Raw genomic sequence first — 14,484 nt, forward strand, 5'->3', positions numbered from 1 at the left:
TGCGTGCAAGCGCTTACTCCGCCGGCACCGGATCGGACGCGCGGGCCGGCGCCGGGGCCGGTGCGCGCTCGTCGCGGTCGGCGTCCTGGTTGGCCGCGCGCGATTCGGCGATGCCCATCGAACGCGCCATCGCCGCGTCGGCGTCCGGCGGACCCGAATCCTTGGGCTCGTCCTCGCCGGCCAGCCAGCCACCGGTGAAGCCGGCGCGCTCCAGACCCGCGCGGATGTACGGGTTCTTCTTCATCACGTTCCAGACGAAGTCGTTCCGGTAGTTCGAGATCATCGCCAGGATCGGGCCCTGGTCGATCGCGATGTAGTCGCTGGCCACCCAGCCCTTGCCCGGCACGATGCGGCCGGTCTTCAGCGGCACGTCCTCGTAGGTGAAGCTCGGGTTGAACGAGTCGAGGAAGCCGTAGCTCGAATAGAGGTAGTCACCGTAGCGGCGGTGCATCTCCTCGGTCGCGGGAATCACGATTTCCGGCGCGAACGCGATCGAGGCGACCGCCGCGGTCGGTGCGAGCGTGCCGTCGTCGAACGCGACGTCCAGACCCGCACCGCGGGCGCTGTAGTGGCGGAACTCGCGCTGCTCGCCGTTGAAATCCTGGTCGGTGCGCTGCGGACCATCGCTGGCGGTCAGACCCCAGACGTTCTCGCCGTAGTCCTTCCAGCCCATCGGGTTGTCGATGGCGTACTGGCGCTGCGCATAGGTCGCACGGCGGCTGTTCTCGAAGTAGTCGATGCCGCGGCGACGCATGTAATCGTCGCGGATGCCGCGGAAGTCGACCCACACATGCGTGTACTGGTGACCGAAATGCGGCGCGAAGCTCAGGTACTCCTGCCCGCGGAACACGCCCCAGGACTTGTCGTAGGTGCGCGTCCACACTTCCCAGGCTTCCGGCTCGACCGCATGCGTCGGCGAACCCAGCGCGAGGATGTAGACCAGCATCGCTTCGTCGTAGCCGGTCCAGTCGTGCTGGATGAAGCCGCTTTCAGGGTACCAGCCCATCGAGATCAGCGGCTTGCGCTGCTGCAGGAACGGCCAGCGCACGTTGCGATAGAGCTTGTCGGCCAGTTCGCGGATCTCGACCTCGCGCGGGTCGTCACGGTCGTAGTACGACTGCGCGAACAGCACGCCCATCATCATCAGGCCGGTGTCGACACTCGACAGCTCAACCCACGGCTCGAAGCGGTGGCCGGTCTGCATGTCGATGAAGTGATAGAAGAAGCCCTGATGACCGGCGGTGCCGGTCGCCTGCGGGCCCATCTTGACGTTGCTGAAGAACTTCAGCGTTGTCAGGGTGCGATCCACCGCCTGCGTGCGGCTGACCCAGCCGCGCTCGATGCCGATCGGATACGCGGTCAGCGCATAACCCACCGCGGCCACGCTCGAGAAGGGGCGCGAGGGAAAGCGGTCCGGTGTCAGCCCGTTGACCTCGTTGGTCGTGTCCCAGAAATACTGGAACGTGCGGCGCTCGATGTCGGCGAACAGCGGCGGCAGCTCCGGCGGTCCCTTTGCCTCTTCCTCGACGGGCGCAGCCACCTCGGGCACCTGCTCGATGGGGCCGGGCTTGGGCGGCGGCACCGCCGGTTCGGCGGGCTCCTGCTTGCCGCAGCCGGCCAGGAACAACGCGGCGAGCGCGACGAGAATCAGGAGTTGGAACGCACGGAGACGGGATTGCATCGTGAAGAAAACCTCGCGGTGAAATCGTTTACAGCGGTGAGTATAAAACTGCCGATGCCCCGAGAGGCACCGGCAGCGGGGTGTATTACCAGTTGATACCGAAGGACAGCTTGAAGGTACGGGTCGGCAGACGGATCGCGTTGCTGTGCTGGCCGAAGTTCGCGCTGGTCCAGTCGTCGTTGTAACCATCCCAGTTGTAGCGGTTGGTCACGTTCAGCACGTCGGCGCGGACACGGAAACTGATGTCCTCGCTGGCCTGCCAGACCTTCTGCGCGGCCAGATCGAGCTGCAGATGACCGAAGGTGCCGTCAGGCTTGTACCAGTCGAAGAACGGCGCATCGCCGCTCCGGTTCACGCCGACACGCTGGCGCTGGCTTTCCAGCGTGAGCTTGCCCGAGTAGGTGACGCCCCAGGGACCGTCCCAGATGCCGGTCGTGACGAAGCGATGCTCCGGCACCTGCGACACGGGCAGATACCCGTAATAGCCCGCGTACGGCCAGTCGAAGATGCCCGCACCGTCCTCGTTCGAGTTCCGCTCGGCATCGGTGTAGGTGTAGGCCATCGTGACACCCCATCCCGACGCATTCGTATACGGCTTGTCGAACTTCGCCAGCAACGTGTTGGTGCGCGTCTCCAGCCCGTTGTCGAGCAGCACCAAGCGGCCGAACGGCGCGTCGTAATTCCACGGCGGCCCGAAGTTGGTACCCGGCTCGAAGAAGCTGCCATCCGGCCGGCGATTGCCCAGCCGGACCGACAGACCGTCACGGCTGCGGATGTGCGCGACCGCGACTTCGCTGGTCCATGTGGTCTCACCGAAATCCCAGGCGTTGCGGATGCCCAGGCTGAACTGGTCGGAGTACGGCACCTTCAGATCGTTGTTGATCAGGTAGAACTCGCGCGACACCTGGCCGGAGGCGACCAGCGCATCGAGACCCGCATCGGTGAAGTACGCCGGATCCCAGTCGACGCAGCCGCCGAGGTTGCGGCACTCGCCGTCGATGTCGGTGAACCACACGCGGTACGGCGAGGCGTACGACGTGGTCTGCTCTTCCTTCTGCAGGTTGGTGAACAGGTTGCGGTCGTAGGACCGGCCTGCACCACCGAACAGTACGTGGCGCTGGTCGCCGCCGAAGTCGTAGGAGAAGCCCAGACGCGGCTGCCAGGCGCCCTTGTAGGCGCTGCGGTTGCTGCCGTTGCTGATGTAGTTCTCGACGTCGATGTCGGAGTTCTGCAGGTTCGGCCAGGCGCGCAGATTGGCCGCGAGATCGGCCGGCGTGACGTAATCCTCGTAGGCCGGCGTGCTCTCGTAGTCGTAGCGCACACCCAGGTTGAGGGTCAGGTGCTCGTTGAGCTCCCAGTCGTCCTGCACGTAGATGCCGATCTGCTTGTTGTCCGAACTGGTCACGCCACCGACTGTCCCGGCGATCGGACGACCGAACTCGACGCGGTAAGGCTGGTCGATGCTCTGGTTGATGTCGTAATAGAACTGCGGATTGGTGAAGTTGCGCTCGGTCGACAACAGATCGACCTGCTTGAACTTCACGCCCATCTTCAGCGTGTGGCCTTCCCAGCCGTTGAAGGTCAGGTCGTTCTGGAAGGACCAGCCCTTCTGCCCCTTGTCCTGGTTGCCCGAACCCGGACCGGAGCTGACGACGTTGGCGATGTTCTCGCGGAAACCGGTGGTGTCGCCGAAGTCGGATACGGTCAGGATGTAGCCGTTGCCGCCGACAAGTGGCGCCTGCACCCACGCAGAATCCTCGTAGGTCACGTGCATGTCGTTGAGCCAGCGCTCGCCGCTGTACTGCCAGCGCAGGTCGTAGCGGCTGACGTCGTTGTCGATGAAGCTCGCGCGATCGACGGTGAAGGCGCCATCGTTGCGGATGGTTTCCTCCTCGCGACGCAGCTGCGTCGACAGTTCGACCAGATTGAAGTCGTCGACCTGCCAGCTCAGCTTGCCGAAATACATGTCCTGCTTGAACGGCGAGTTGCTGGGGCCAATCCCTGCGATCAGATCGGCAGGCACGTCACCCACGTCGTAGCGGCTGTCGGCGAGCAGCTCGAGGGTCTTGGGCGTCATGTACTCCTTCGCCTCGTAGGCGACGAAGAAGTGCAGCTTGTCCTCGATGATCGGGCCACCGAAGCTGGCACCGTACTGCTCCTCCTTCGAATCGACCTTGTTGCCGCTGGCGAGCTCGGCCGGCGTGCGCGCGCGCCATTCGCTGGCCGTGCGATCCCAGAAGAAGCTGCCTTCGAATTCGTTGGTGCCGCTGCGGGTCGCAGCGACGATGGCAGCCGAACTGATCTGGTCGAACTCGGCCTTGTAGTTCGAGGTGATGACCTTGTACTCGCCGATCGCCGACTGTGGGAACGGGTTGCCGCGGCTCGAATCCTGGCCCGGCACGCCGCCCGGCAGCGTGTAGCTCTTCTGGCCAACGCCGTCGATGAAGACGTTGATGTTGTTGGCCGACTGGCCACCCGAACGCAGCTTGCTGTTTCCGTTCGAATCCTGCTGGAAAACCATGCCCGGCACGGTGTCGGCAAAGGCGAGGAAGTTGCGCGTGCCCTGCGGCAGCGATTCGATCTGCTTCTGCGACACGTAGGTCGCAACTTCGGACGTGCGGCTCTCGACCAGCGCCGCGGCGGTGACAGTCACGGTATCGAGATCCTGCGCCTCACCCGCGGGCGCGGCTTCGGCAACACCACCCACGCCGAGATTGAGCGTTGCGGTCTGACCGACTGCGATCGTCACGGTCTGCGACGAACTCTGCCCGTTCGCGTCGACCTGCAGGCGATACGTTCCCGGCGGAAGGCCGGCGAGGTTGTAATTGCCGTTGCCCGTGACCTGCACCGCGCGCGTGAGCCCCGTTGCGGTATTGACCGCGGTCACGCGAGCGTCGGTTGCAGGCGCGGAATCGACCATGACCTGGCCACGGATCGTGCCGGCGGTGGACTGTGCGAGCAGCGTCGGCGCAGCCATCGCCAGGCAGCTTCCCAGCGCAATGCTGAGCAATGAGCGCGAAAATGCGCGCGGACGGGGGGAAAAAGGTGTCATGTCGTCGGTCTCTATCTTCAGGGGATGTTTGTACGGACGGCATTCCCGCCATCCTGTGCACCACTGCAGCTGCAGCAACGCGGTTGCGTCATCTCGAACGTCCGTCGGAGGGGCGCATCCATCGAGCCGACACGCGACGACGCCCGCGCCCCCCTGCGCGCACAAGCGTCTTCGGTATCGGACTTGATGTCATGCAACCCCTCCCAAGGTGCCGACGGCGACCCGGTCATGGCCGGGTCGACGGCTCTCCACTGGACGTCAGCGATGCGGCAGAGCCGCTCGAATCACGGATCACGAGCGCGGGTTCGAGCAGGACGGACTGTGTGGTGGGGTCCGTGCGCCCGGATGCTTCGATCTCCAGCAACGCCTTCAACGCGCGTGCGCCCAGTTCAGCGATGTCGACGCGCATCGTCGTTAGCGATGGGTGAACGTAGCGTGCAAGTGGAATGTCGTCGAAACCCACCACTGCAACATCTGCAGGCGTGCGCACACCGCCACGCCCCAATGCATACAGACATCCGATCGCCATCATGTCGTTGGCCGCGAACACCGCATCGGGTCGCATCTCCAGTGCGAGCAATGCCTGCCCTGCACGATGGCCCGAATCCTCGTCGAACTGGCCGGGCAACTCCCACGGCGTGTAGTCGGCACCGGCTTCGGCCAGCGCGTCGCGATACCCGCGACGTCGCTCGCGCGCATCGTCGTTGTCTTCGGGGCCGCCGATGAAGGCGATGCGGCGATGCCCCTCCGCGACGAGGTGCGCGACCATCGTGCGCGCACCGCCATAGTTGTCGATGCCGATGGCCGCGTGCGGACGGCCCTGCGCGGCGTTCATCAGCACCATCGGCAGGCTGGCATCGACATTGCGGGCGAGGAAGTCGGTGTCGTGCACGTACGGCGACATCAGCAGCAGGCCGTCGACGCGGCCGCGCATCGCACGCAAGGCGGCGCCCTGCTCTTCGGGATTGCCGTGGTAGCTCGACACCAGCAGGTGCTGGCCGCGAGTCCGCGCCACCTGGTCGATGCCGCGCATCAGCTCGGAGAAGAACTCGCCATGCAGGTCGGGCAGCACCACGCCGACGGTCTGGGTGCGGCGGCTGCTGAGGCTGCGGGCCGCGTGATGGGGGCTGTAACGGAGCTCGGCGGACACGGCCAGCACACGCTCACGGACTGCCTCGGCGACGTTCTGGTGGCCGTTGAGCGCCCGTGACACCGTGGCCACCGACACGCCGGCCGCCTTGGCCACATCCTTGATCGTGACGCTCAAGCCCCACCTCCGCGCACTCGCGATGGCGGGACTGTAAGCGTTTCCACAATGTCATGTAAACCGCATGTAACGGCGAAACCGATGCTGCACTGCACGATAACTGCGACGATCTGCGCGCTATTGCGCCGATCGTGCGGGGCATGCAATCAGGGCAGGACCTTGCGGAACGGGCGCACCTCGACCCGCGCGTAGACGCCCGCGGCCACATAGGGATCGACATCCGCCCAGGCGCGCGCCGCCGCCAGCGACTCGAACTCGGCGATGACGATGCTGCCGGTGAACCCCGCCGGACCCGGATCCTCGGCATCGATCGCCGGACACGGCCCGGCCAGCAGCAGTCGCCCTGCATCCCGCAGCTCGGTCAGCCGGGCGAGGTGCGCCGGTCGCGCCTCACCGCGCCTGGCCAGCACATCCTGTCCGTCGTAGCCTTCGATCGCGTACCACATGTCGCGCACCCCGCAGCGGAAAGCGCCGCAGTGTAGCGGCGCGTCCGCTGGACATGCGCGCTGGCGAACGCGTACCCTGTGCGCCAGCCATCGGCCGGCTTACCGCCCGGCACCTGCACTCAGGTCTGCCACGCGGTCTTTCCACCGGCCCGGTCCAACGCCCTCTCGATCTCCGCGCCTGCCCTGCCTGCAGACGCGCGTCGCGCTTGGCGCCGACCGACGCACCTGTTCCGCAGCACCGTTTTCCCGCGCAGGCCGGAGCCGCGCACCGGCTGGACCCGCATCGCGGCCTGCCGTTCCGTCGCCCCGTCCTGCCAGCGATCCACCGACCGTGATCCGAATTTCGCGCGTGAGCGCACCGCCGCTGTCGCATATCGAATGACACAGCCCGCCCCAGACGCCCCGGCGTCCGACAATCCCGCCAGGCCGCAGCAGCAGGAATTCCCGCTGGCGCTTGCGCTGGTGCACGGCCAGCCGGTGCTGCAGATCCCGCAGGATCTGTACATCCCGCCGGACGCGCTGGAAGTCATCCTCGAAGCCTTCGAAGGTCCTCTGGACCTGCTGCTGTACCTGATCCGCCGCCAGAACCTCGACATCCTCGACATCCCGGTCGCCGACATCACCCGGCAGTACGTCGACTACATCAACGTGATGCAGGAGCTGCGCTTCGAACTGGCCGCCGAATATCTGGTGATGGCCGCGATCCTGGCCGAGATCAAGTCGCGGATGCTGCTGCCGCGGCCGCCGGTCGAGGAAGGCGAGGAAGGCGACCCGCGCGCCGAGCTGGTGCGCCGGCTGCAGGAGTACGAACGCTTCAAGCAGGCGGCCGAGGACATCGACCGCCTGCCGCGGCAGGACCGCGACACCACGCCGGCGCAGGCCGCGCTGCCCGAGCAGCCGGTCAACCGCGACCCGCCGCCGGTGGATCTGCGCGAGATGCTGCTGGCCCTGCACGACGTGCTCAAGCGCGCCGAGCTGTTCACCGGCCACGCGATCCGCCGCGATGCGCTGAGCGTGCGCCAGCGGATGGGCGAAGTGCTGACGCGGCTGGCAGGCGGCCACTTCCACCGCTTCGAGTCGCTGTTCGAGCCGGAAGAAGGACGACTGGGCGTCGTGGTGACGTTCCTGTCGATTCTCGAACTCACCAAGGAACGCCTGCTCGACATCGTGCAGGAGGCGCCGCTGGCGCCGATCTACATCAAGTCGCTTGCCGACGCCGACGGCAGCGCGCCGCCGACCGCGTTCTCCAGCGAGTTCGACGACGACGTTCCCGAACAGCCCTGACCACCGAACACGATCCAAGAGATCCGATGGACCAGACCTTCATCAATCGCATCGTCGAGGCCGCCCTGCTCGCCTCCTCGCAGCCGCTGACCGTGGCGCAGCTCGAGCTGCTGTTCACGCTTGACGAGCCCGCGCCCGATGGCGCGATCAAGCAGGCGCTCGTCGACCTCCAGGCCGCCTGCGCCGAGCGCGGCGTCGAACTGGTGGAACTGGCCTCGGGCTGGCGCTACCAGGTGCGCGGCGATGTGCACGGCTGGGTCGCCCGCCTGTGGACCGAGCGCCAGACGAAGTACACACGCGCCACGCTGGAAACCCTGGCGCTGATCGCCTACCGCCAGCCGATCACCCGCGGCGAGATCGAACAGGTCCGCGGCGTGGCCACCAACAGCAACATCATCAAGGCGCTGGAAGAGCGCGAGTGGATCCGCGTGGTCGGCCACCGCGACATGCCCGGCCGCCCGGAACTGCTGGGCACCACCAAGGGCTTCCTCGACTACTTCGGCCTGCGTCGGCTCGACGACCTGCCGCCGCTGTCGGAACTCAAGGATTTCGCCGAACTCGATCCGCAGCTGCGTTTCGCCGGCAGCGACACGCCCGAGGACCGCACGGTTGGCGGCGTGGCCGCACCCGGCGACGACGACCTCGCCGCGAACGACGGCACGCACGACGCGTCCGGTGACGACGCGGCACCCGAACACCGCGACGACGCGTCCGACGACAGCGCCGCCGCATCCGAACCCGTGGTCGACGCCGGCGATGTCGCCGATGCCGACGACGACGCCCTGTCGCCCGACGATGCGTCCGGCGACGACACCGAAACACCCGAACCAGACAACGCCCTCGCCGCAGACGGCGACAGCGACCGGAGCCATTCATGACGCAACAACGCAACACCGACAAACCCGCCCGTTCCCCGCTCTCGCTCAAGCGTGGCGACGCCGCGGCCGTCGACGCCGCCCCCAAGCTCGAAGAGCGCCTGCACAAGGTGCTCGCGCAGGCCGGCCTGGGCTCGCGCCGCGCGCTGGAACAGCGCATCGCCGACGGCCTTGTCAAGGTCAACGGCGAGACCGCGCAGACCGGCATGTCGATCAAGGGCGGTGACCGCATCGAACTCGACGGCAAGACCTTCGTCGCCAGTGCGCTGACCGAGCCGGCCCGCGTGCTGATCTACAACAAGCCCGAAGGCGAAGTGACCACGCGCGAAGATCCCGAGGGTCGCCCGACCATCTTCGACGCCCTGCCCGCGCTCAAGGGCGCGCGCTGGATCGCGATCGGCCGCCTCGACATCAACACCACCGGCCTGCTGCTGCTGACCACCGACGGCGAGCTCGCGAACGCGATGATGCATCCGTCGTACGAGGTCGAGCGCGAGTACGTGTGCCGCGTGCGCGCGCCGGAAGGCGAGGACGTGGTGTCGGAGAAGATCGTCGACCGCCTCAAGCGCGGCGTCGCGCTGGACGACGGCCCGGCCAAGTTCGACGACATCGAGCGCATCGGCGGCACCGAGTCGCACGACTGGTTCCAGGTCCTGCTCAAGGAAGGCCGCAATCGCGAAGTGCGCCGCCTGTGGGAATCGCAGGGCTGCCAGGTCAGCCGCCTCAAGCGCGTGCGCTACGGCAAGGTCGCACTGCCGCAGCCGCTGCTGCGCGGCCAGTCGCAGGAGCTGCCCGATGCGCAGGTCGAAGCGCTGCGCAAGGAACTCAAGCTCGAGGAAGGTCCGCCGCCGGCACTGACGCTGCAGCCGGTGATCGGCCAGCGCAAGGCCGCCAAGTCGACCGTGCATCTGGGCAAGGGTGGCGCGGGCAAGGCCTACGTCAACGGCCAGAACAGCGGCGCCGACGAAGGCCGTGAACTGCGCCGCTTCGACCATGTGCGCGAGGATCGCGGCCGTGGCCGGGGTGGCCCGCGCGGCGCGTTCGGCAAGAGCGGGCACGGCGGCCTGACGGTCAGCGGCGACGCCGCGGCCAAGCAGTCGCAGAAGCCGTTCAAGCAGCGCGCCGACAAGGGCGCGCGTGCGTTGCCCGAAGGCAACCCTGCCGCGTTCCGCACCTGGTACGTGCCCGACGGCGTGGACACCGGCCCGACCGGCCACCGCAACGCCGACGGCCGCGGCCCGAAGAAGCCCTGGGGCGGCGCAGGCGCCGGCGCAGGCCCGAAGAAGCGTGGTCCCGGTGGTCCGGGCGGCGCAGGCCAGGGTGCGCGCGGTCCGGGCGGCGGCGGTCCGCGTGGCGCGGGCGGCGGCGGACAGGGTCCATGGTCCTCGCGTCCGGCCGGTGCTGGCGGTGGTCCGGGGCGGCCGCGTGCGCCGTACGGCCATCCCGACAGCGCGCCGAGCTTCCCGTCCGACCATGCCAATCCGGGTGGCTTCAATCCCAACGCCGGCCCGCGTGGTCCACGTCCGGGCGGCCACCGCGGCCCGAAGGGTCCGGGCGGTCTCGGCGGTCGTGGTCCCGGTGGTCCGGGCGGCGGTCGCGGTCCGGGCGGACGTCCGCCGGGCGGCGGCAACCGCGGCCCGCGCGGCGGCGGCGGTGGCGGTCGCTGATCGCGACGCGTCGCGATGATCCGACACACGGGGCCTTCGGGCCCCGTGTGCGTTTCGGGATTCGCTTCCTGTAGGAGCGGCCTATGGCCGCGATCAGGCTTTCCCGATAACGCCCCATCGCGGCCATGGGCCGCTCCTACAATGGGTGTCCACATCGGGAACGCGCATGACCATCACCGGCGACGCCATCAACGATCTGATCCGCGCCAACGTGCCCGCTGCCATGCACGGCATGATCCCGCCGCCCTGCCTGCTCGACATGCAGGGCGAGTTCCTCGAGTACGAAGACGGCCTGCGCATGTCGCTGCGCTTCCCCGTGCTGCCGCGCTACCGCAACCCGATGGGCAACATGCAGGGCGGCTTCATCGTCGCTGCACTCGACAACACGCTGGGGCCGTTCTCGTATCTGATCGCCCCGCCCAGCGTGACCGCGACGCTCAATACGCAGTACCTGCGACCAGTGTCACCGGATGCCACGCACATCGTCTGCGAAGCCCGTCTGGTCGCACGCACACGCAACGTGCTGCACCTCGCCGCCGAAGCGCGCAGCGAGGACGGCAAGGTCTTCGTACTGTGCCAGGCCACGCAGCAGATTCTGCCGCCGCGCGAGGCCTGACACTTCGCATCCGCTTCACCGTTTCGCCATCGCCGCACCATCCGGGTTGTCGACACTGCCGTCCGCATCGCGGATGGAGAGAAACGGCTTGGACCGGTACGCGGCATTCGAATGGGATCTGGTCGTGGTCGGCGCGAGTTTCGTCGGCGCGGCCTGCGCGCTCGCCGCGCGCGAGGCGGGGCTGCGGGTCTGCGTGCTCGAACGCAAGCACGATCCGGGCATCCGTCTGCACACGACCGGCATCATCGCCGCCGAAGCCTTCGCGCGGACGCGTCTGGGGCGGATGCCGGCGTCGCTGTACCGGGATGTGCCGCAGGTGCGCCTGTACGCGCCGCGCCTCGGCAGCGTGCGCCTGCAGGCCGACGACTACGCGTTCCTGACCACCGACACGCCGAACGTGATGCGCTGGCTGGCCGACGAATTGCGCGACGCGGGCGTGTCCTTGCGCTTGATGCAGTCCTTCAGCGACGCACAACGCATCGACGAGGGCTGGCAGGTCGCCGGTCCCGGCAGCACGCGCTGGCTGGTGGGTGCCGATGGTGCGAAATCGCGCATTGCGCAGCGTGCGGGCCTCGGGCTGGTGCGCGATTTCCTCTACGGCGTGGAGCACGAATTCCATGGCGCCGCGCTGGACGAGCCCGACGCCCTGCACTGCTTCATCAGCCGCCGCTTCGCACCGGGCTACATCGGCTGGGCGGCGCAGTCGCCGACCGGCGTGCAGCTGGGTCTCGCATTCCGGCATCGAGCCGACCGTCGCGGCGTGCCGGACATCGCGGGATTCCGCGCGGCGGTCGCGGATCGAATCGGACTGCCGGCATCACGGACACCCGACGCCACGCGCGCCGGCCTGATTCCCTGCGGTGGCCCGGTCGCGCGCCTGTCGGCGCCGGGCGTGATTCTCACGGGCGACGCGGCCGGCATCGTGTCGCCGCTGACCGCCGGTGGCATCCATGCGGCATGGGGCGCATGGCGAAGCGGTCGGACATGCGATCGCGCAGCACCGCAGCGGCGCCGATGTCCTACCCGAACGGATCGCCGAACGGATCGCGCCGCGATTTCGCGGCAAGCGGGTCCTGCGATGGGCCTTCGATCGCTTCCAGATGGACTGGCCGGTCGACCTGCTGCTGCATTCGCCACTTCTGCGCCGTGCGGCCGAGCAGGTCTACTTCCATCGTCGTGGACGCCGCCAGCGCGATTGAGCCGCAGATACGACGACGCGCCCACGAGGGGCGCGTCGTCTTGCCACGGATGTGAGTCTCAGGCGGTCTGCAGCTTGCGCGCGGGCGCCACTCGGCGCGGACGGCTCGGGAAGGCGTGGCGCAGGATGCGCCAGCTCACTTCGCCGAACTGGCGGGGCAGCGAACCGGTGTTGTACGGCTGCCCGTAGCGCTGGCAGATCTCGCGCACTTCGACCGCGATCGATGCGTAGCGGTGCGCCGGCACGTCCGGATAGAAGTGATGCTCGATCTGGTGGCTCAGGTTGCCGGTCAGCAGATCCATGACCTTGCCACCACCGATGTTCGACGAACCGCGCAGCTGACGCATGTACCAGTGGCCGCGCGACTCGTTGCGGATGCACTCCTTGGGGAAGGTCTCGGCATCGGCGGTGAAGTGGCCGCAGAAGATCACCACGTAGGTCCACACGTTGCGGATGCCGTTGGCGGCCAGGTTGCCCAGCAGCACCGGCAGGAAGAACGGACCGGCCAGCAACGGGAAGACCAGATAGTCCTTGAGGAACTGCTTGCCCATCTTGCGGCCGACCGGCGCGAAGTCGCGTGCGAGCTTGCCCTTGGGCATCTTGCCGGCGAAGAAACGGCCCAGCTTGAGTTCCTGGATCGCAACGCCCCACTGGAAATACAGCGCGAACACGACCGCGATCACCGGCTGCATCAGATAGAACGGGCGCCAGCGCTGTTCGGGGAAGATGCGCAGCAGGCCGTAACCGATGTCGTCGTCCATGCCGCGGACGTTGGTGTAGGTGTGGTGGCGGAAGTTGTGCGAATGGCGCCAGTTGTCACCGGTGGCGACGATGTCCCACTCGTACTTGTTGCTGTCGAGCTCGGGGTCGTGCATCCAGTCGTACTGGCCGTGCATGACGTTGTGGCCGACTTCCATGTTCTCGAGGATCTTGGCCAGCGCCAGGAACACCACACCGGCGATACACGCCGGCCACAGCAGCCACGGCACGAAGGCGCCGCCGATCGCGCCGACAAACAGCAGACCGCGGCCAAGCACGGCGCAGTAACGCACCCAGCGCACGACGCGGCGGATGTAGTCGGCGTCGACCTTGCCGACCTGGGCCATCGTGCGCGTGTGCAGCGCGTCGAGCTCGGCACCGAAGGCGTCGAGTTCCTGCGGGGAGAGACGGCGTGTTGCGGAGATCTTGGACATGGCGTTCCCGGGAATCACAGATCGAGCACGAGATCGGACACCGCGCTGCTGATGCACAGCTTCAGTGCCGACGTGGCTTCGGTATGGGCAGTGCCGGTGCGCAGGTCGCGCGTGGCACCGGCGGATTTGCCGCAGGCGCAGGTGTTGCAGATGCCCATGCGGCAGCCGGATTTCGGCTTCAGGCCTTCGGCTTCCAGCGCTTCGAGCAGCGGCACGCCGCGCGCCAGCTGCAGCGCGCGGCCGCTGCGCGCCAGGCGCACTTCGACCGTGCCGCTGTCGTCGGTCTGCGGACGCGGCGGCGGGGTGAAGGCCTCGCTGCGCAGCAACGGCACGCGGCCTTCGAGCAGCCCGGTGGCAGTCGCGACGAAGCCGCCCGGCCCGCAGGCATAGGTCTGGCGCGTGTCGAGGTCGGACACCAGCGTGTCGAGCAGCGACGCATCGATACGGCCGCTGGCTTCATCGGCCGCGGCCGCGGCCTCGCGGGTCAGCACGAAGCGCACGTCGAAGGACGGATGCTGCGCGGCGAGCGTGCGCAGCTCGTCGACGAAGCACAGCTCGGCGCGGGTGCGCGCCCAGTACACCAGCGTCACCGGCACCGGCATGCCCTGCCCGGCCAACTGGCGCACCAGCGCCATCAGCGGCGTCACGCCACTGCCGGCCGCGAGAAACAGCCAGGCGCCCTCGACGCGCTTCGGCAACACCAGATCGCCGAACGCGGGCCCGATGTCGAACACGTCGCCACGGCGCGCGGCGGCCAGCAGATGCCGGCTCATGCGGCCCTCGTCGACGCCCTTGACGGTCACGGTGATGCGGCCGTCGGCCGCGACCGGGGCGTCGAGGCTGTAGCTGCGCGTGATGCGCACGCCGTCGATGTCGGCGGTGAGGTTGACGTGCTGGCCAGGTGTCGCGCCGCGCCAGTGGCGGTTGGGCTTGAGCGTCAGCGTGACCGCATTGTCCGCGGCGGGTGCCTGCGCGACCACGCGGGCGAGCGGACGCTCCCAGCTCCAGGTCGGATGTACGCGCTGCGCCCAGAAGTCGAACACCGGCGGCGCGACGAAGGGACTGGCGAGCCGGCGCAGGCGACTGCGGCGCGCGGGCTTGAAGGGCTGGACGGTCGACATGGGGTGAAAGGTACACCCATCCGCACAGCCGTGTATACACTTGTACATTAATGGCGGCTGGTATGCTGACCGTCCCAGCCTTCG

Annotated in this window: 9 protein-coding genes and 2 pseudogenes; 5 read left to right on the forward strand and 6 right to left on the reverse strand. The window is 67.9% G+C overall.

Annotated elements, in window-relative coordinates:
- Positions 1-13: 13 nt before the first annotated feature.
- The 4 genes from E2F49_RS04985 to E2F49_RS05000 form a co-directional block, all read right to left on the reverse strand.
- Complete coding sequence (locus E2F49_RS04985) at positions 14-1,681, reverse strand: glucoamylase family protein (RefSeq protein WP_133392849.1); 1,668 nt, start codon at positions 1,679-1,681, stop codon at positions 14-16.
- 85 nt (positions 1,682-1,766) lie between these two features.
- Positions 1,767-4,733, reverse strand: coding sequence for a TonB-dependent receptor (locus tag E2F49_RS04990; RefSeq protein WP_133392850.1), 2,967 nt, complete (start codon positions 4,731-4,733; stop codon positions 1,767-1,769).
- A gap of 226 nt (positions 4,734-4,959) precedes the next feature.
- Positions 4,960-6,000, reverse strand: coding sequence for a LacI family DNA-binding transcriptional regulator (locus tag E2F49_RS04995; protein ID WP_243713452.1), 1,041 nt, complete (start codon positions 5,998-6,000; stop codon positions 4,960-4,962).
- 146 nt (positions 6,001-6,146) lie between these two features.
- Entirely contained in the window at positions 6,147-6,446 is a 300-nt protein-coding gene (locus E2F49_RS05000) for a YciI family protein (RefSeq protein WP_133392852.1), read from the reverse strand.
- 378 nt (positions 6,447-6,824) lie between these two features.
- On the opposite strand from E2F49_RS05000, the gene E2F49_RS05005 reads away from it, so the two are divergent.
- The 5 genes and pseudogenes from E2F49_RS05005 to E2F49_RS16610 form a co-directional block, all read left to right on the forward strand.
- Positions 6,825-7,730 (forward strand): segregation and condensation protein A, encoded by a 906-nt coding sequence (locus E2F49_RS05005; RefSeq protein WP_055248574.1) that lies wholly within the window; start codon positions 6,825-6,827, stop codon positions 7,728-7,730.
- 26 nt (positions 7,731-7,756) lie between these two features.
- Positions 7,757-8,512: pseudogene (gene scpB / locus E2F49_RS05010) on the forward strand (SMC-Scp complex subunit ScpB); the annotation flags it as partial.
- A gap of 92 nt (positions 8,513-8,604) precedes the next feature.
- Positions 8,605-10,272 (forward strand): pseudouridine synthase, encoded by a 1,668-nt coding sequence (locus E2F49_RS05015; protein ID WP_133392853.1) that lies wholly within the window; start codon positions 8,605-8,607, stop codon positions 10,270-10,272.
- Positions 10,273-10,438: 166 nt separating this feature from the next.
- Positions 10,439-10,888: a PaaI family thioesterase gene (locus E2F49_RS05020; protein WP_133392854.1), complete on the forward strand. Its 450-nt coding sequence runs from the start codon at positions 10,439-10,441 to the stop codon at positions 10,886-10,888.
- A 73-nt stretch (positions 10,889-10,961) separates the two neighbouring features.
- Positions 10,962-11,072: pseudogene (locus E2F49_RS16610) on the forward strand (hypothetical protein); the annotation flags it as partial.
- A gap of 1,073 nt (positions 11,073-12,145) precedes the next feature.
- On the opposite strand, the gene E2F49_RS05030 reads toward E2F49_RS16610, so the two are convergent.
- Together E2F49_RS05030 and E2F49_RS05035 are read right to left on the reverse strand one after the other, a co-directional pair.
- Positions 12,146-13,279: a fatty acid desaturase family protein gene (locus E2F49_RS05030; protein WP_133392855.1), complete on the reverse strand. Its 1,134-nt coding sequence runs from the start codon at positions 13,277-13,279 to the stop codon at positions 12,146-12,148.
- 14 nt (positions 13,280-13,293) lie between these two features.
- Positions 13,294-14,400: a ferredoxin reductase gene (locus tag E2F49_RS05035; protein WP_133392856.1), complete on the reverse strand. Its 1,107-nt coding sequence runs from the start codon at positions 14,398-14,400 to the stop codon at positions 13,294-13,296.
- Between the last annotated feature and the right edge of the window lie 84 nt (positions 14,401-14,484).

The sequence above is a fragment of the Luteimonas terrae genome, assembly GCF_004358165.1.
Lineage (GTDB): Bacteria > Pseudomonadota > Gammaproteobacteria > Xanthomonadales > Xanthomonadaceae > Luteimonas > Luteimonas terrae.